The sequence below is a fragment of the Actinophytocola xinjiangensis genome (genome assembly GCF_001921215.1).
In the GTDB taxonomy this organism is placed as follows: Bacteria; Actinomycetota; Actinomycetes; order Mycobacteriales; family Pseudonocardiaceae; genus Actinophytocola; species Actinophytocola xinjiangensis.
Genome location: NZ_MSIF01000004.1, coordinates 415,109 through 434,718 on the forward strand (window position 1 = coordinate 415,109; position 19,610 = coordinate 434,718).

Annotated in this window: 6 protein-coding genes; all 6 read left to right on the forward strand. The window is 73.5% G+C overall.

Going from position 1 to position 19,610, the window contains the following annotated elements:
• Positions 1-98 precede the first annotated feature (98 nt).
• The 6 genes from BLA60_RS12360 to BLA60_RS12385 are packed head-to-tail and all read left to right on the forward strand — an operon-like array spanning position 99 to position 19,601.
• Positions 99-1,073, forward strand: coding sequence for an ornithine carbamoyltransferase (locus tag BLA60_RS12360; protein ID WP_075132943.1), 975 nt, complete (start codon positions 99-101; stop codon positions 1,071-1,073).
• Positions 1,070-2,098, forward strand: coding sequence for a cysteine synthase family protein (locus BLA60_RS12365; protein ID WP_075133022.1), 1,029 nt, complete (start codon positions 1,070-1,072; stop codon positions 2,096-2,098). The genes BLA60_RS12360 and BLA60_RS12365 overlap by 4 nt, the downstream gene beginning before the upstream one ends.
• Positions 2,091-3,134: an ornithine cyclodeaminase family protein gene (locus tag BLA60_RS12370; RefSeq protein WP_075132944.1), complete on the forward strand. Its 1,044-nt coding sequence runs from the start codon at positions 2,091-2,093 to the stop codon at positions 3,132-3,134. The genes BLA60_RS12365 and BLA60_RS12370 overlap by 8 nt, the downstream gene beginning before the upstream one ends.
• Entirely contained in the window at positions 3,131-4,240 is a 1,110-nt protein-coding gene (locus tag BLA60_RS12375; protein ID WP_075132945.1) for a threonine synthase, read from the forward strand. The genes BLA60_RS12370 and BLA60_RS12375 overlap by 4 nt, the downstream gene beginning before the upstream one ends.
• The gene (locus BLA60_RS12380; protein WP_075132946.1) at positions 4,237-9,225 is read left to right on the forward strand and encodes a non-ribosomal peptide synthetase; all 4,989 of its coding nucleotides are present in this window, start codon (positions 4,237-4,239) and stop codon (positions 9,223-9,225) included. The genes BLA60_RS12375 and BLA60_RS12380 overlap by 4 nt, the downstream gene beginning before the upstream one ends.
• On the forward strand, positions 9,222-19,601 hold the full coding sequence (locus tag BLA60_RS12385; protein ID WP_075132947.1) for a hybrid non-ribosomal peptide synthetase/type I polyketide synthase: 10,380 nt from the start codon (positions 9,222-9,224) through the stop codon (positions 19,599-19,601). Before BLA60_RS12380 ends, BLA60_RS12385 begins: the two co-directional genes overlap by 4 nt.
• Positions 19,602-19,610 lie beyond the last annotated feature (9 nt).

Genomic DNA, 19,610 nt, shown 5'->3' on the forward strand with positions numbered 1-19,610 from the left:
CGATGACGGCTCGATGGCTGCTCGATGGCTGCTCGATGATGATTCGATGCACAGTGGTCATAACTTGCCTCGGGACGGCAATGCGATGGGGGACGTGAATGCACTCGCCGAGTGGATCGGCACAGGGTTTGACCAGTGAATCTGACTTGAGCGGCCCGCGTCACCTGTTGTCGGCCACGGACCTGGGCGTCCACGATCTGGATTCGCTGGTCCGCCGTTCCGTGGACCATTCCAATGGTGTTCCCCATCCTCAGCCACTGCGCGGAAAGGTCATTGGAATCTACTTCCGGAAAACGTCAACCCGGACCAGGACCGCGTTCTCGGTCGGCGCGCTGAAACTGGGTGCCGAGATCATCACCTTCGGCCCGGACGACCTCCAGGAACGCACCGGCGAGAGTCCGGCGGACACCGGCCGGGTCCTGTCGTCGATGCTGGACGGCTTCGTGGCGCGGACCGCGGGCGACCCCGACGAGCTGCGGGCGATCGCGGCGAACGGGCGGATGGCCGTGGTCAACGCGATGACCAGGGACGAGCACCCGACGCAGGGCGTCACCGACCTGTCCACGATGCTCGCGGTCTTCGGCAGGCTGGACGGACTGCGCGTCCTGTACCTGGGCGAGGGCAACAACACCGCCGCCGCGCTCGCCTACACGCTGCCCCGCTACCCGGGCACTCGCCTGTCGCTGCGCACACCGTCGGGCTACGGCCTGCCGCCCGACGCGCTCGCCACCGCGCATCGGCGCGCGGCGCCAAGCGCGGACATCGAGCAGCACCACCACCTGGACGACCTGCCCGACGATGTCGACGTCATCTACACGTCCCGCTGGCAGACCACCGGCACGCACAAGGCCGACCGCGACTGGCGGCGGGAGTTCGTGCCGTTCCGGGTCGACCAGGCCCTGATGGCCCGCTACCCGGCCGCGGTCTTCATGCACGACCTGCCCGCGCACCGCGGCGAAGAGGTCGACGCCGACGTGCTCGACGGGCCGCGCAGCGTGGCGTTCCAGCAGGCCGAGCACAAGCTCTACGGGGCGATGTCCATTCTGGAGTGGTGCGCGGGCGGTGCCCGATGACCGGGCGCACGCTCGGCAGGCTGCTCTCTGACGCCGAAACGCGCTCCCCGCTGTGGCCGCTGACCGTGGTGGCGGGGCGCAAGCGCACCCGGCTGTGGCTGAAGCTGGAGGGGCACAACCCGACCGGGTCGATCAAGTACCGGACCGCGCTCGGCCTGCTCGACGCGATGGACGGCGAACGCGCGCTCACCCCCGGCTCCACTGTGGTCGAGTCCACGTCGGGCAACCTCGGCCTGGCCCTCGCCTCCGTGCTGGCCGACCTGAGGTGCCGGTTCGTCGCCGTGGTCGACCCGAAACTGCCGCTCGCCCTGCGCGACCGGCTGACCGCGGCGGGCGCGACGCTGGTGACGGTGCGCGAGCCGGACGCCTCCGGCGGGTACCTGCTGTCCCGGCTGGCCGAGGTCGCCCGGCTGCGGGTCGAGGACCCCGGCCTGCGCTGGCCCGACCAGTACCGCAACCCGGCCAACCCGGACGTGCATCGCCGCACCACCGCCCGCGAGCTGGTCGAGCAGACCGACGGGCAGGTGGACGCCGTATTCGTCGCGGTCAGCACCGGGGGCACGCTCGCCGGGATCAGCGACGGCGTCCGCGGGCACGTGTCCGGCGCCGCCGTGTTCGCGGTGGACGTGCGCGGCTCCCTGGTGACCGGCGACGTGGCCGGATCGCACCTACTGACCGGTATCGGCGCGTCCCGGCGCTCGTCGTTCCTGCGGCCCGGCCACTACGACCGCGCGCTGTCGGTGACCGACGTCGAGGCGTTCGTGCATTGCCGGATGGCCGCCGACGACACCGGTCTCGCCGTGGGCGGCTCCGGCGGCGCCGTGCTGTCGGCGGCCCTCGCGCACGGCATCGATCGGTTCCGGAACCCCGTGGCCGTGCTGGCCGACGGCGCCGACAACTACCGCTTCACCTGCTACGACGACCGCTGGCTCGCCGAGCGCGGGGTCCTGGACGAGGTCCGCGCCGGGATCGTGGCCGCCAGGTCACGCGGCGTGCGCTACGAACTGGAGACCTGGGATGCCTGAACCGGCGACTCTGCTGTACCTGACCGGCCGGGACGTGGTGCGCGCGGCGCGCGGCCTCGACCCGGTGACGATCGTCGGCGATGCCTTGGCGCTGCACGCCGAAGGCCGCACGACTCTGCCGGACGAGGCGTACTTGCCATGGCACACCAGCAAAGGAGCCTTCGCGCGGAGCCTCGCGCTGCCGGGCGCGCTGTGGGGCGAGCGGCCGGTGCTGGGCGTCAAGCTGATCAACAGCAGTCTGGACAACCACGGCTACGGCCTGCCGCGCGCGAACGGCGTGACCCTGCTGTTCGACCGGGAGACCGCCCGGCCCGAAGTGATCATGGACGCCGCCCACCTGAGTGCGCTGCGGACCGCCGCGTACACGGTGCTGTCCGTGCGGTTGCTCGCCGTGCCCGACAGCCGCCGGATCGGCGTCGTGGGCTGCGGGGCGCTGGGCCAGACGCACGTGCGGTTGCTCGCCGAGGATCTCCCCGGAGCCAGGTTCACCCTCTTCGACGCCGACCCCACACGCACGGACGCCGTTGTCGAGGCCCTGTGCGCCGAGGGCGTCGACTGCGCGGCGGCGGGCAGCGCGGAGAAGGCGGTGCGCGACCAGCAGATCGTCATCACCGCCACCACGACCACCACCGGCTACATCCCGCTCGACTGGCTCGCCGCCGGAACCCTTGTGGCGCACGTGTCGCTGGACGACGTGCTGCCCGAGGTCGTGCGCGCGGCCGATCTCCTGGTGATCGACGACTGGCCGCTGGTCAGCGCCGACGCCCGGCGCGTCCTCGGCCGGATGTACCGCGGTGGTGACTTGCTCGGACCGGACGGCGAGGCGTTCGGCACCGCGAAAGCGGATGCCCGGCGGGTGGACGCGACGCTCGCCGAGATCGCGGCGGGCCGCCGACCCGGCCGCGCGTCGGAGAACGAGATCGTGCTCAGCAACCCGTTCGGCATGGGGATTCTGGACGTTGCGGTCGCGGGTGAGGTGCTGCGCGCCGCCCGCGGCCTCGGATTGGGCACGGCGCTGCCGGTGGACGCCGGGTGAGCGCCGGGCTGGAGCTGGGCTCGGCCGACGAGGTGCGGCCGTGGGGGATGTGGCGCTACCGGGCGCTGCTCCCACTGGCGGACGGGGTGATCCGGTACCCGCTGCCGGTGGGCGGCACGCCGATGATCGGGCCGGACCGGCTGCGCCGCGTGGTCGGGATGCCGAACCTGTGGGTCAAGGACGAGACCTGGGGCACCAGCGGCTCCAGCAAGGACCGCGCGACCGCGCTCGTCCTGGAGAACGGGCTGCGGGCGGGCGCGACCACGATCACCACCGCGTCCACCGGCAACGCGGCCATCGCCACCGCGCTGGGCGCGTCGGCGGTGGGGATGAACGCGGTGATCTTCGTCCCGGCAGGCTGTCCGGCCGCGAAGGTCGCGCGGATGCGGATCGCGGGGGCGCTCGTGCTGCGGGTTGTCGAGGGGTACCGCGCGGCGTTCGAGCTGTCCCGTGAGGCCGCGGCGAGGTTCGGCTGGCTCGACCGCAACACCGGGGCGAACCCGTTGACCCTGGAGGCAAAGAAGACCGTGGCCTTCGAGATCTGGGAACAGCTCGGGCGGGCTGTGCCGGACATCGTCGTGGTCCCGGTCGGCGACGGGCCGACCCTGGTCGCGATGGGCCGCGGCTTCCGCGAGCTGCGCGCCCAGGGGGTGTCCAGCCGGGTGCCGAGGCTGGTCGGCGTGCAGGCGGCGGGCTGCCAGCCGCTGGTGCGGATGTGGCAGTCCCGGCCGGAATCGTCGCTGCGGCACTCCGGCACCGTCGCCGACGGCATCGACGTGCCCGAGCCGATCAGCGGAGCGGAGGCGCTCACCGAGGTCGCCGACAGCGGCGGGGCGTTCGTGGCGGTGACCGACCAGGCGATGCTCGACGCGGTCGAGACGCTGGCGACCACTGCCGGGATCAGCAGCGAGCCCGCGGGCGCGGCGTCCCTGGCGGGCCTGCACAAGGCCAGGAGGCTGGACCTGGTCGGTGCCGACGAGACGACCGTGCTGCTGGTGACCGGGCGCGAGCTGGCGGTCAACGCCGACGTGCCGTGCCGAGGGAAGGAAGCCCTGATCCACGCCCGGATCGAGGATGTCGAGCGGCACGTCGGAGACCTGACATGACGTTGCTGGACATCCTGCGCCGGAGGTCTGCCGAGCAACCCGACCGTGTCGGCTTCACCTACCTCGACGACGACGCCTCGCTGGATTACCGCGGGCTCGCCGACCGGGCGACGGCGATCGGCGACGACCTGCGCGGGCGGTGCGCGCCGGGGGACCGCGTGCTCCTGCTGCACCCGCCCGGCCTGGACTACCTGGCCGCGCTGTTCGGCTGCTGGGACGCCGGGATGATCGCGGTGCCCGCCTACCCGCCGCGGGCCAACAAGTCGGCGGTCCGGCTGGCCGGGATCATCGCCGACGCCTGCCCCGCGCTCGCGCTCACCGTCGCATCGGCCGTGCCCGGGGTGGCCGATGCGCTGGCCGACCTGCCGATCCGGGTGGTGGCGAGCGACGCACTGACCCCGTCCGGCCGGGAAGTCGAGCGCGCCGCGTCCTCGGACACGGTGGCGCTGCTCCAGTACACGTCCGGGTCGACGGCCGCGCCGAAGGGCGTCGTCATCACTCACGGCAACCTGACGCACAACCTCGGCCACATCGCCCGGTCGTTCCGGCAGGACGCGGACAGCCGCGCGGTGCTGTGGCTGCCGCCGTACCACGACATGGGGCTCGTGGGCGGCCTGCTGCAACCCCTCTACGGCGGCTTCCCGGTCACCCTGATGTCGCCGATGTCCCTGGCGCGCTCGCCGATGACGTGGCTGCGGGCGGTTTCCGACCTCGGCGCCACCAGCAGCGGCGGCCCGAACTTCGGCTACGAGCTGGCGGTTCGGCGGATCAGCCCCGAGCAGCGCGCCGAACTGGACCTCAGCCGGTGGCGGCTGGCGTTCACCGGTGCCGAGCCGGTCGACCCGGACACACTGCGCCGGTTCGCCGAGCACTTCGCGCCCTGCGGGTTCCGCCGCGACGCCTTCTACCCGTGCTATGGGCTCGCGGAGGCGACCCTGCTGGTCAGCGGCGGCGCCGCGGGAGCGCCCGCGGTCACCCGCCGGTTCGACCGCGCGGCGCTGGGCGGTGGCCACGCGGTGCCCTCGGCCACCGGCCAGACCCTCGTCTCCTGCGGCACGGCGATGCCCGACCAGGACATCCACATCGTCGACCCGGACCGGCGGGTGGGCGTGCCGGACGGCGCGGTCGGCGAGATCTGGCTGCGCGGCGCCAGCGTCGGCGCCGGGTACTGGAACCAGCCGGAGGAGACCGCCGCCGTGTTCGGCGCGCACCGCGCCGACACCGGGGCGGGACCGTACCTGCGGACCGGCGACCTCGGCTTCCTCGACGGCGGCGAGCTGTTCGTTACCGGGCGGCGCAAGGACCTGATCATCCTGAACGGCCGCAACCACTACCCGAGGGACATCGAGGGCGCCGCCCAGTCCGCCGATCCCGCCCTTCGGCCGGACGCGGGCGCGGCGTTCAGCGTGCCGGTCGACGGCGTCGAGCGGCTCGTTGTCGTCAACGAGGTCGGCCGGACCGACCGGGACCTCGCGGAGATCGTGGCCGCGGTCCGCACGGAGATCGCGGCCCGGCACGAGATCCGCGCACACGCCGTGGTCCTGGTGCGCCCGGCGAGCGTGCCGCGCACCACCAGCGGCAAGGTCCAACGGCACCGCTGCCGCGCGGACTACCTGGCAGGCAACCTGAAGGTCGTCACCGCCGACGTGGACGCGGCACCCTCGCCCGGTCTGGCCAGGGACGACCTGCTGGCCGCCGAGGACAGGGCCGGGCTGATCGAGGCGTACCTGCGCGACCGGGCCGCCGCCGGGCTCGACTCCCTCGCCGCGGTCCAGCTGGGGCACGAGATCGAAGCGGCCACGGGTGTGCCGCTGCCGCTGGAGCGGCTCATCGGCGGGCTCGACCCCGCCGCGCTCGCCCGGGAGATCGCCGACGGCGTCGCGGAAACCACGCCCCGGGCCGCGTCGGGAACCACCGACCTCTCGCCCGGGGAACACGCCCTGTGGATTCAGCACCGGCTGGCCCCCGACAGCCCGGTTCACCACCTCGCGGCGGCGGTGCGCCTCACCGCGAATGTGGCCGCGGCGCACGGGTTCCTGGCCGCGCTGGTGGACCGGCACGAGGCCCTGCGCACCCGGTTCCCCGCCGTCGACGGACGTCCAACCCGGGTCGTGGACGCCGAACCGGGGGCGTGGTTCCACCGCGAGGACGGGACGGACATCGCGTCGGCCGTGCGCAGGCCGTTCGACCTCGAACGCGGCCCGCTGTTGCGGGCCCACCTGTTCACGCTGGGACCGGACGACCACGTGCTCGTCATTGTGCTGCACCACATCATCGCCGACTTCTGGTCGGCCGCGGTGCTGGTGAGCCCCGCCGAGGTGGTCGGCCGGTATCCGGACTTCGTCGACTGGCAGGCGCGGCTGCTCGCGGGGCCGGATGGCGCCCGGTCGAAGAAGTACTGGGCCGATCGGCTGTCCGGTCCACTGCCGGTCCTGCGACTGCCCGCCGACCGGCCGCGTCCCGCAGCGCGCCGGTTCGCCGGGGCGTCGACGCGCCTGGAGCTGGACGGGGAACTCGCGGCCGGGCTGCGGAGGCTGGCACAGCGGGAGCGCACCACGGTGTTCACCGTCCTGTTGGCCGCGTACCGGGCACTGCTGTTCCGGCACACCGGCGACGAGGACGTGATCGTCGGCGCGCCCGTCGCAGCCCGCGGGCCGGTGTCGCTGGCGGACGTCGTCGGCAACGTGTCGACGATGGTGCCGCTGCGGACCCTGTGCGCGGCCGACCTGGCGTTCACGGCGCTGCTGGCGCGGGACCGGGAAACGGTGCACGGCGCGCTGGCGCACCAGCACTTCCCATTCCCGCTGATGCTGGACGGGGTGGGCAGGGACACCGCCGTGCCGCCGGTCTTCCAGACGACGATCACCCTGCACCCAGCTGGCCTCGACCCGGCCGGGCTGCTGCCCGCCCTCGCGTTGGGGCTGCCCGGCGCGCGCGGACGGCTGGGCGGTGTCGAGGTGGAGTCCGTCGCGCTCGATCGGCTGGCGGCGCAGTTCGACCTCGCGCTGGAGGCGGCCGAGACCGCCGGGGGGATCGCGACAGTCTGGACCTACAACACCGACCTGTTCGACGCCGCGACGATCGAGCGGTTCGGCGTGCACTTCCGGTCCCTGCTGCGGGCCGTGGTCGCCGACCCGTCCGTGCCGCTGGGCCGGATTCCGCTCGCCGATGCCCGCCCAGGGCCGCGCGGTGCCATGACCGCGCCGGAACAGCGCTCGCTGTCCGCCCTGTTCGAGGAGCAGGCGGCGCTAACCCCAGCCGTGACGGCGCTGGTGTGCGGCCGCGACCGGCTCGACTACGCGGAGGTGAACGCGCGGGCGAACCGGCTCGCCAGGGCGCTGCGCGGGCGTGGAGTCCGGCGGGGTGACGTGGTCGGTGTGCGCCTCCCGCACGGCGTGGACCTGCCGGTGGCGGTGCTGGCGGTACTGAAGCTGGGGGCCGTGTGCCTGCCGATCGATCCGGCGCTGCCGGACGGCCGGATCGCGGCTATGCTGCGGATCGCGGGTGCCGAGACCGTGGTGACACCGGAAACACTCGGCGCGAACGAGGATTCCGCGAACCTCGGGCTGGTCATGCTGCCGGACGAGCAGGCGTGGCTGGTGTTCACCTCGGGCTCCACCGGGGAGCCGAAGGCGGTCGCGCTGGAGCACCGGCAGATCCTGCACCGGCTCGGCTGGATGTGGCGCGAGCACCCGTTCGGCCCGGACGACGTGGCCTGCCTGAAGTCGAGTGTGGCGTTCGTCGACTCGATCTGGGAGCTGCTCGGCTCGGTGCTGTGTGGTGTGCCCACGGTTGTCGTGCCCGAGACCCGCGACGTCGGCGCGCTGGTGGCCGCCCTCGCCGAGCACCGGGTGACCCGCCTGCTGCTGGTGCCCACCCTGCTCAGGGCGATCCTGCGCGAGCCAGGCGACCTGCCCGCCCTCGGCCTGTGGCTGAGCAGTGGCGAGCCGCTGGACGCCGACCTGCTCGGCCGGTTCCGCACACGTTTCCCCCACGCGCGGATCATCAACGTCTACGGCATGTCCGAGGCGTGGGACGTGACCTCGTTCGAGCCGGACGCCACGCCGCCCGCTACCGTCCCGATTGGACTCCCGCTCCCCGACACCGCTGTCCACGTTCTGGACACGGCGGTCCGCCCGGTGCCGCAGGGGGTGCCCGGCGAGCTGTACGTCGGCGGACGCGCCGTGGCGCGCGGCTATGTCGGCGATCCCGCCATGACCTCGGTCAGGTTCGTCCCCGACCCGTTCGCCGCCGAGCCGGGTGGGCGGCTGTACCGGACCGGCGACCTCGTGCGGCAAGGGGCGGACGGCGTGCTGGAGCACCTGGGCCGCGTCGACCGGCAGGTGAAGGTCGGCGGCGTGCGCGTCGAGACCGCGGAGGTGGAGGCGGCGCTGGCCGGACACGAAGGCGTGGTCGAGTGCGCGGTCGTCGTGCGGCCCGACGCGCGCGGCACCGAGCGGCTCGTCGCCTACCTGGTGCTTGAGGTGGACGCCACCGCGTCCGACGTGCGCGGACACGCCCGCCGGACACTGCCCGGCGCGATGACGCCCGCCGAGTTCGTGACGCTGCCCGGTCTCCCGCGCACGACCGGCGGCAAGCTCGACCGGGCCGCGCTGCCCGAGCCGCCCGCGGACCGGGGCACGCCGGACGCGGAGTTCGTCGCGCCGGCCTCGGGGCTGGAGCGGCGGCTCGCCGCGCTGTGGGCCGACGTGCTCGGGGTCGAGCGGGTCGGCGTGCACGACAACTTCTTCGACCTCGGCGGCACGTCGGCCACGCTGATCGAGGTCCACCAGCGGATCGGCGCCGAGGTCGGTGTCGAGCTGCCCGTCGTCACCTTGTTCCAGGCGCCCACCGTCGGCTCGGTAGCCGCGCACGTCGACGGCCGGGCCGGGCCGTCGGACCACCTGCGGCGCGCCAGCCTGGCCGCGCGGCGCAGGCGGGACGCGGTGGCAGGCCGCGTCAAGCGAAGCGGAGGAAAGCAGTGAACTCCACTGACATCGCGATCACCGGCATGGCGATCCGCTGCCCGGGAGTGACCGGCCTGGACGAGTTCTGGGCCAACTTGGCCGCGGGCGTCGAGTCGGTCTCCCGGTTCGCGCCGGACGAGCTGGAGGACGCCGCGTTCCTGTCGGTCGACCGCACCCACCCGCGGTTCGTGCCCGCCGGGGGTGAGCTGCCCGACGCCGACCGGTTCGACGCCGCCTTCTTCGGCATGTCACCGGCGGAGGCCGAGCTGACCGACCCACAGCACCGGCTTTTCCTGGAATGCGCGTGGACCGCGATGGAGGACTCCGGCCGCGACCTGACCAGCCACGACGGCGCCGTGGCCGTCTACGCGGGTTGCGGCAGCAACACCTACGCCCTGTCCGTGCTGTCCGGCGCGACCTCCCCGATGCGCGCTTACCAGGGGCTCATCGGCAACGAGAAGGACCACCTGGCCACCCGGGTCGCCTACAAACTGAACCTGTCCGGCGAGGCGATCAGCGTGCAGACCGCGTGCTCCACCTCGCTGGTCGCCGTGCACCTGGCGTGCCAGAGCCTGCTGTCGGGCCAGTCCGACATCGCGATCGCGGGCGGCGTGTCCGTGCGGGCCGCGCAGCGCACCGGCTACGTGTACCGGGAGGACGCCATCTTTTCCCCGGACGGGCACTGCCGGGCGTTCGACGCGCGGGCCGAGGGGACCGTGTTCGGCAGCGGCCTGGGCGCCGTGGTGCTCCGCCCCCTGGCCGACGCGCTGGCCGACGGCGACCGGGTGTACGCGGTGATCAAGGGCTCGATGATCAACAACGACGCCGGGGCGAAGGTCGGCTACACCGCGCCGAGCGTGGACGCCCAGGCCGCCGTCGTCGCCGGAGCGCTGGAGTTCAGCGGCGTGCGGGCCGACGACATCGGCTACGTCGAGGCGCACGGCACCGGCACGCGGCTGGGCGACCCGGTCGAGATCGCCGCGCTGGCGCAGGCGTTCCGGCTCACCACCGACCGGACCGGCTACTGCCCGATCGGCTCGGTGAAGACCAACGTCGGCCACCTCGACGCCGCGGCGGGCGTGACCGGACTGATCAAGACCGCGCTGTCGCTGTGGCATCGGAAGATCCCGGCGAGCCTGCACTGTGGCGAACCCAATCCGGCCATCGACTTCGGCCCGTTCTTCGTCAACACCGAGCTTCGGGACTGGACCGCCCCGGACGGCCGGACCCGGTTCGCGGGCGTCAGCTCGTTCGGCATCGGCGGCACCAACGCCCATATGGTCCTGGGCGAGGCTCCCGCGCTTGCCGAGCACACCGCGGCCCGACCCGAGGTGGTCGTGCTGACGTTGTCCGCCAAGGACGATGGCGGGCTGCGGCGGCTGGCGGCCCGGCACGCCGAACGCCTGACGGACGCCGTCCCGCTGGCCGACTACTGCGCTACCGCGAACACCGGTCGAGCCCGGCTGCCGCACCGGCTCGCCGTCGTCGGCCGGACCGCGGCCGACCTCCGGGAGGCGCTGGCCGGGCAGGCGATCACCGGCGAGGCGACGGGCACCAGGTCGGTGGCGTTCCAGTTCGCCGGCCAGGGGGTCTGGTACCCCGGCCTGGCGGAAGCGCTGTACGAGCGGGCGGCCCGGTTCGCCGAGGTGATCGACGAGTGCTCGGCCCTGCTCGGCCGCTCCGTGCTCGACCCGTCGGCCGACCTCTCCCGGACCGATGTCGCCCAGCCCGTGCTGTTCGCCGTCCAGTACGCGCTGGCCCGGCTGGTGCGGTCCTGGGGCGTGCGCCCGGACGCGGTGGTGGGGCACAGCTTCGGCGAGTACGCTGCTGCCTGCCTGGCGGGCGTGTTCAGCCTCGCGGACGGGATGCGGCTGGTCACCGAACGCGGCAGGCTGATGCAGCGGACCGACGGGCTGATGGCGGCCGTGTTCGCCGCCGAGGGCGAGGTCGACCGGGCGCTGGAGCCCTACCGGGACCGGGTGTCGATCGCGGCCGTCAACGGACCCGCGCACACCGTCATCTCCGGCGACCGCGCCGCCGTCACCGACCTGATCCGCCGGTTCGACGACCGGGGTGTTCGGGTCCGCGAGCTGGCGGGCGGGTTCCCGTTCCACTCGCCGCTGGTCGACTCGGTCGCGCGGGAGTTCCAGTCCACCGTGGACACCGTCGCGTTCGATCGGCCGCGGCTGCCGTTCGTCTCCGGCCGGACCGGGGAGGTCGCCACCGATCTCGGGTGCGACTACTGGGCGGCCCAGCTCCGCGAGCCGGTGCGGTACGCCGACAGCGTCGCGACGCTGGTCGGGCGCGGGGTGGACGTGGTTGTCGAACTGGGGGCGCACCCGGTGCTGAGCCAGCTCGGGACGCGGGCCGTCGCCGATCCCGCCGTGCTGTGGGTGCCGACCTTGGCCGAGGGCGTGGACGACCAGGAAGCCCTGCTCACCGCCGCCGCGCGGCTGCACGTCGTCGGGGTGTCGGTGGACTGGGCGGCCGTCCACGGCCCGCCGCGCCGGGTGGCCGATCTGCCCGCGTACCCGTTCGCGGGCGAACGCCACTGGCTCGACACCCCCCACACCCCGACGCCACCCGCCGCGCCGGAAGCCGCCCCGACCTCCGCCGAGCCTGCCACCTCCGCGGTCCGGCTGCGGGAGATCACCGCCGGCCTGCTGCGCATCTCCCCGGACTCGGTGGACCTCGACGCCCCGCTGCTCCAGGTGGGACTGGACTCGCTCGCGCTGATCGAGGCCGCCCAGGTCATCGAGGAGGAGTTGGGCGTTCGGCTGACGGTCCGGCAGCTCCTGACCGACCTGACCACTCTCGCCGACGTGGCCGCCTACGTCGACCGGCGCCGCTCGGCCCCGGCCGCCCGCCCCGCTCCCCCCGCTCCCGCCGCGGCGCCGAGGGCGGAGGAGGACACCGCCGCGTCGAAGGCGTTCGTCCCGCACCGGCCGATCACCGTCGTCGCCGAGGCGGCCGGACCCGCGCTGCGGGAGTTCGTGGCCGCCTACACCCGGCGCACCGCCGAGTCGAAGCGGCTGGCCGGACTGCACCGCCCGGTGTTGGCGGACAACGACAACCGGGTGGTGTCGGACTTCCGGATGGCGATCAAGGAGATGGTCTACCCGATCGCGGCGACCAGCTCGAAGGGCGCCCGTGTGGTCGACGTGGACGGCAACGAGTACGTCGACGTGATGATGGGCTACGGCAGCAACCTGTTCGGGCACTCGCCGGACTTCGTCACCGACGCGGTCCGCGCCCAGTTGGACCGGGGCGTGCACATCGGTGTGCAGTCGGACCTGGCCGGACGGGTCGCCGCGCTGCTGGCCGAGCTGACCGGACTGCCGAGGGTCGCGTTCTGCAACTCCGGCAGCGAGGCCGTGATGATGGCGCTGCGCCTGGCCAGGACCGCGACCATGCGGACCAAGGTCGCCATGTTCGCCGGGTCGTACCACGGCATCTACGACGGCACCTTGGGCGCTCGCCGCAGGCTCAGGGCGGACAGCGCACCGACCCCCGTCGCGCCCGGAATCCCGCAGCACATGGTGGACGACCTGCTCGTGCTCGACTACGACGACCCGGCGTCCCTGGCCGCGCTGCGCGCCCACGGGCCCGAGCTGGCCGCGATCCTGGTGGAGCCGGTGCAGAGCAGGCGGCCGGACGTGCGGCCCGCCGCGTTCCTGCGGGAACTGCGGGCCATCGCCGACGACACCGGCGCGGCCCTGGTGTTCGACGAGATCGTGACCGGACTGCGCACCGCGCCCGGCGGCGCGCAGGAGTGGTTCGGCGTGCGGGCCGACCTGGCCACCTACGGGAAGGTGCTGGGCGGCGGGCTCCCCATCGGCGCGGTCGCGGGGCGGGCCGGTTTCCTGGACACCATCGACGGCGGCGTGTGGGCCTATGGCGACGACTCGGCCCCAACCACCGAGACGACGTTCTTCGCGGGCACGTTCTGCAAGCACCCGCTGGCGATGTCCGCGGCACTGGCCGTGCTGACCGAGCTGAAGCGGGCGGGAGCCGGGTTCCAGGAGTCGGTGAACCGCCGGGTCGACACGCTGGCCGAGCGGCTCAACGTGCTCTTCGCCGCCGAAGGCGTGCCGATCACCGTTGCGCACTTCGGCTCACTGTTCCGCTTCGCGTCCACCCAGGACATCCACCTGCTCTTCTACCAACTGGTGCACCGGGGAATCCACATTCGGGAAGGCCACAACGCCTTCCTGTCCGCCGCGCACACAGACGACGACGTGGACACCATCGTGCGCGCGGTGCGGGACAGCGTCGACGCGTTGCGCGAGCTGGGCGCGCTGCCCGGCGGACCGCCGCGATTCGCGCCGACCGTCGCCCAGCGGCAGCTCTGGACGCTGGCCCGGCTCACCCCGGAGGCGTCGGCGGCCTACCACCAGAGCGCCGTCCTCCGGCTCACCGGCAAACTGGACGTGGCCGCGCTGCGGCGCGCGGTGAACCGCGTCGTGGCCAGGCACGAGGCACTGCGGACCGTGTTCGACCTCGAGGACGGGTGGCAGCGCGTGCTGCCCGAAGTGGTGGTCGACGTCCCCGAGGTCGACGGCGAGGACGGGATCACCGGGCTGTCGCGGGAGCCGTTCGACCTCGCCACCGGGCCGCTGCTGCGCTGCGCCGTCGCCCGGACAGGTCCGGAGAACGCACTGTTCGGCTTCACCGCCCACCACATCGCGGCCGACGGCTGGTCGATGGGCGTGCTCATGGCGGAGATCGGCACGTGCTACTCGGCGGAGTCCGGCGGCCAGGCCCCCGTGCTGCCGGAGCCAACGCCGTTTCGGGACTTCGCGCGCCGGACCCACCGCGACGAGGCGCTGGCCTACTGGACCGACCGCATGTCCGGCCCGCTGCCGACGCTGGACCTGCCCGCCGACCGCCCCAGGCCCGCGGTGGCCCGCTACCAGGGAGCGCGGCACACCGTGGAACTCGACCGCGACCTGGTGGACCGGCTGCGGACGCTCGGAACCGGCACCGGGAGCACGCTGTTCACGGTGCTGCTGTCGGCCTATTCGCTGCTGCTGCACCACCTCACCGGCGACGACGACGTGATTGTGGGCGTGCCGACCGCGGGGCGGCTCTGGCGGGGCAGCGAGCGCATCGTCGGGCACTGCACCAACCTGCTGGCCGCGCGGACCCTGATCGACGGCGCCGAGCGCGCCGCGGACCTCGTCCGCCGCGTCCAGGCCGACCTGCTCGGCGCGTTCGAGCACCAGGACCTGCCCTTCGGCGTGCTGGTGGACCACCTGGGCATCCGCACCGACCCCGGCCGCACGCCGCTGGTCGCCACCACGTTCAACCTCGACCGGGCGGTGTCGCCGCCCGCGCTGAGCGACCTGGCCGTCGAACTGGTCGCGACTCCGGTCGACCACGTCCAGTTCGACCTGGTGCTCAACGCCGTGGACGCCGACGGCGGCCTGCGGCTGGACATCGACTACCGCACCGACCTGTTCGACGCGGCCACGATCTCCCGGTGGGCGGGCCACTACGCGACCCTGCTCTCCGGAATGGCCGACCGTCCCGAGTCGACCGTCGCCGCGCTGCCGGTGCTCTCCGAACGCGAACGGCACGACCTCTCCCGGTGGAACGACACCGCCGCGGTCCACCCCCTCCCCGGGCTCTTCGACCTCTTCGCCGAGCAGGTCGAGCGGACGCCCGGCGCGACGTGCCTGTGGCAGGGCGCGGAGTCGGTCACCTACGCCGAACTGGCCGAGCGCGCCGACCAGGCCGCCCGGCACCTGCGCGCCCACCGGATCGGCCAGGAGGACGTGGTCGCGGTCCCGGCGGACCGCTCGATCCGGCAGATCGCCGCGATCCTCGGCGTCCTCAAGGTCGGCGCGGCCTATGCCCCCGGCGCCACCGACGCCCGGTTCCGCATCGACGAGTGGCCCGAGCGCGACGGCGAGCCGGTCACGCCCGCGCGCACCGACCCGGACGCGCTGGCCCATGTGCTGCGGACGTCCGGCTCGACCGGCGAGCCCAAGGCCGTCGGCGGAACCCACGGCGCGGTGGTGAACCGGCTGCGCTGGGGGTGGGACGCCCAGCCGTTCGCCCCCGGCGAGGTGGGCTGTCTGAAGACCGCCGCCACGTTCGTGGACTCGGTCGCCGAGCTGTTCGGCCCGCTCCTGCGCGGCGTTCCGGTCGTCATCGCCACCGACGACGTCCATGACCCGGTGCTGTTCCTGAGGACGCTCGCCGACCACGGGGTGACCCGCATCGTGGTGGTGCCGTCGCTGTTGAGCGTCCTGCTGGACACCATGGAGAGCACCGGCCGCCGCCTGCCCGCCCTGCGGTTGTGGACGGTGAGCGGCGAACCGCTGCCCGCCGACCTCGCCCGCCGGTTCCAGACGCTGCTGCCAGCGGCGACGCTGGTCAACATCTACGGCTGCACCGAGGTCATGGCCGACGCCACTTGGCACGACCGCGCGGACGGCGGCACCACTGTGCCCATCGGTCTGCCGCTCACCAACACCCGCGCGCACGTCCTGGGCCGCCACCTCACGCCGACGCCCGTCGGGGTGCCCGCCGAGGTCTACATCGCCGGGGACGGCCTGGCGCGCGGCTACCTCGGCGCGCCAGGACGAACCGCGGAACGGTTCGTGCCGGACCCGTCCGGCGAGCCCGGGACCCGCATGTACCGCACGGGGGACCTGGCCCGCCGCCGCCAGGACGGCACACTGGAACACCTCGGACGCACCGACCGGCAGGTGAAGGTGCGCGGAATCCGGGTCGAGCCCGGCGAGGTCGAGACAGCGCTGCGCGGACTCGCCGGAGTGCACGCCGCCGCGGTCGTCGCGAAGCCCGGTCCCGGCGGATACACACGGCTGGTCGCCCACGTCGTGTCCGACGACGTGGACGTGCGGGCAGCGCTGACCGGCCAGCTCCCCGCGCACTTGGTGCCGTCCGAGGTGGTCGAGCACGAGCGGCTCCCGCTCACGTCGAGCGGCAAGATCGACCGGCGGACCCTCGAATCCCACCAGGTCGCGACGGACAGAGCCCAACCGCGCACCGTGACAGAACGGGTGCTGCGGACGGTCTGGAGCGAGGTCCTCGACCGGCGGGCGCCCGACGTCCACACGAGCTTCTTCGACCTCGGCGGCGACTCCCTGTCGATGATGCGGCTGGTCCCGCGCATCCACCGCGAGTTCGCCGCCGAGCTGGGCGTGGCGGAGCTGTTCGCCGATCCGACCATCGCCGGGATGGCCGTGGCGATCGAGGCAGGACCGGCGTCGGCGGCGGGTGCGGCGATCCCGCGGCACCCCGACAACAGCGGACCGCTGTCCTTCGGCCAGCAGCGGATCTGGTTCACGCACCAGTACGCGCCGGACACCCCCGTGCTGAACGAGCACGTCCTGCTGCGGCTGACGGGCGCGCTGGACCGCGACGCCCTGTCCGCCGCCCTGGACGCGGCCCGCGCCGCGCACGACGTCCTGCGGACCCGGTTCGTCACCGAGGACGGGCAGCCGTGGCAGGTGGTCGACGCGCAGGCCCCGGCGGCGATCCCGCTGGTGAAGGCCGACGAGGCGGCGGCGCTGCTGCTGGCCCGGCAGGAGGTGGGCAGGCCGTTCACTCTGGAGACCGGCCCGCTGCTGCGGTCCACTCTGTACCGGACGGGGGAGCGCGAGCACCTGTTCGTCCTGGTCGCCCACCACATCGTGGTCGACGGGTGGTCGCTGGGGGTGCTGGCCCGCGAGGTGGTCGAGCGCTACCGCGGTAGGACACCACCCCAACCCGCTGTGCGGTACCTCGACTTCGCCGCGTGGCAGCGCGCGGGCGGCCAGGCTGTGGCCCGTGACCTGGAGTACTGGGCGGACCACCTCACCGGGATGCCCGGTGCGCTGAACCTGCCAGCCGACCGCCCGCGCCCGGCGGAGCGCTCGGTGTCCGGCGGGGTCCGGGAGTTCTCGCTGCCGCCGGAGACGATGGCTGCGGTGTCCGCGCTGACCAGGCAGACCGGCTGCACCCCGTACATGGTGCTCCTCGCCGCGCTCCAGACTCTGCTGTCCCGGTACTCGGGCCAGGCGGACTTCGGCATCGGCAGTCCCATCGCCAACCGCACCCGCCCCGAGCTGGAAGGGCTGATCGGCTACGTCGCCAACACGGTGGTGCTGCGGGCCGACCTGGCGGGCGACCCCACGTTCCGCGACCTGCTTGGCCGGGTCCGCGCGACCACCCTGCGCGCCTACGAGCACCAGGCGCTGCCGTTCGAGCAGGTGGTCGAGCACCTGCGGCCGGAACGCGACACCGGCCGCACCCCGCTGTTCCAGGTGATGTTCATCCTCCAGAACGCGCCCGCCGCCGAGCTGGCGGCGTCGGGCCTCACCGTCACCGACGTACCGCTGCACAACGGCACCGCCAAGCACGACCTCACCGTCGAGCTGACCCCGACGCCCGAGGGCGGGTGCGCGGGCCGCGTCGAGTACTCCAGCGACCTGTTCGACGCCGACCGCGTCGACAGGCTCACCGGCCACCTGGCCGTGCTGCTGGACGGGGTGCTGGCCGACCCGGACCGGCCTGTCACGGACGTGGACGTGCTCACCCCCGGCGAGCGGGACCAGCTCGAAGCCTGGCGCCGCAATGACACCGTGTCGCCGGAAGCCCTCGTGCACCGGCTGGTCGAGGAACGCGCGGCGCGCCACCCCACCCGGGTGGCGGCCAGGCACGACGACCGGGAGCTGACCTACGGCGAGCTGAACAGCCGTGCCAACCGCGTCGCCCGCCACCTGCGGGAGCGGGGCGCCGAGCTGGGGGACCTGGTGGGCGTGCGCGCCGAGCGCGGCATCGACTACCTGACCGTGCTGCTGGCCATCCTCAAGGCGGGCGCGGTGTACCTGCCGGTCGACCCGGGTCTGCCCGCGGCCCGCGCCGAGCGCGTCGTGCGGGACAGCGGATGCGCGCTCACCCTCACCGACCTGGGCGAGCTGGTCGCCGTGGCGGGCGATGACACGGACCTCGCCGACGGACCCGGCCTGGGCGATCTCGCGTACGTGCTCTACACCTCCGGGTCGACCGGCATGCCGAAGGGAGTGATGGTCGAACACCGCGGCATGACCAACCACGTCCTGGCCAAGCTCGGCGACCTCGGCATCACCGAGGCGGATGTGGTGGCGCAGAACGGGCCGCAGTCGTTCGACGTGTCCGTGTGGCAGTTCCTCGCCCCGCTGGTCGTCGGCGGCCGGGTGGAGATCTTCACCGACGAGGTGGCTACCGACCCGTCCCGGCTGATCGCCGAGGTGGCCGAGCGCGGGGTGACCGTCCTGCAGGTGGTGCCCGCGGTGCTCCGCGGCCTCGTGGACGTGCCCGACCGGCCGGACCTGCCGCGCCTGCGCTGGCTGGTGCCCACCGGCGACGCCCTCATGGTGACCCTGGCCCGCGCGTGGTTCGCTCATCACCCGCACGTGCCGCTGCTCAACACCTACGGCTCGACGGAGTGCTCCGACGACCAGTGCCACATCGCGTTCGATGGCCAGGACGCGCTGGTTGGATCGCCGCCGGTGGTGTCGATCGGCAGGCCGATCCCGGGCACGTCGGCGCACGTGCTGGACGGCAGGCTGCGTCCGCTGCCGGTGGGCCTGCCGGGCGAGCTGTTCATCGGCGGCGTCGGGGTCGGCCGCGGCTACCTCGGCGACCCGCGCCGCACCGCCCAGGTGTTCCTGCCCGACCCGTTCTCCGCCACGCCGGGGGCACGCCTCTACCGGACCAGGGACCAAGTGCGCCTGCTGGCCGACGGCACCCTGGAGTTCCTCGGCCGCACCGACAGCCTGGTGAAGGTGCGCGGTTTCCGGATCGAGCTGGGCGAGATCGAGTCCGCGTTGCTCGACCACCCGACCGTGCGGGATGCGGCGGTGGTGGCCCGCGCCGACGGCGACGGACAGAAGCGGCTGGCCGCCTATGTGGTGGCCGACCCGCCGCACGACGACCTGCGCGCGTTCCTGCGGCAGCGGCTTCCGGAGTACATGGTGCCCGCGTCGATCACCGCGCTGGACGCCTTCCCGCTGAACGGCAACGGAAAGGTCGACCGCGCGCGGCTGCCCGTTCCCGAAATGACGGCCCGCACGGCGGAGCACGTGGCGCCGCGCACTCGGGTGGAGACCGCCGTCGCGGAGATCTTCGGCGAGGTGCTGGGCGTGGACCGGGTCGGGGCGCACGACCGGTTCTTCGACCTCGGCGGGCACTCGCTGCTGGCGACCAGGGTGCTGGCGCGCCTGCGGCAGTCCTTCGACGTCGAGGTCCCGATGCGGTTCGTCTTCGCCGCCGACTCGGTCGCGGAACTGGCCGCCGAGGTGGAGCGGCGCGCCGCCGACCTCACCGACCTGATCACCGAGGTCGAACTCCTCAGCGACGAGGACGTCGACCGCTTACTGCGAGAGCGGGGTCTGTCGTGACCGAACGGA

What these genes read in the sequence shown, in the direction of transcription:
- BLA60_RS12360 (WP_075132943.1), top strand. Translation starts at nt 99, where the DNA reads ATGCACTCGCCGAGTGGATCGGCACAGGGTTTGACCAGTGAATCTGAC.
- BLA60_RS12365 (WP_075133022.1), top strand. Translation starts at nt 1,070, where the DNA reads ATGACCGGGCGCACGCTCGGCAGGCTGCTCTCTGACGCCGAAACGCGC.
- BLA60_RS12370 (WP_075132944.1), top strand. Translation starts at nt 2,091, where the DNA reads ATGCCTGAACCGGCGACTCTGCTGTACCTGACCGGCCGGGACGTGGTG.
- BLA60_RS12380 (WP_075132946.1), top strand. Translation starts at nt 4,237, where the DNA reads ATGACGTTGCTGGACATCCTGCGCCGGAGGTCTGCCGAGCAACCCGAC.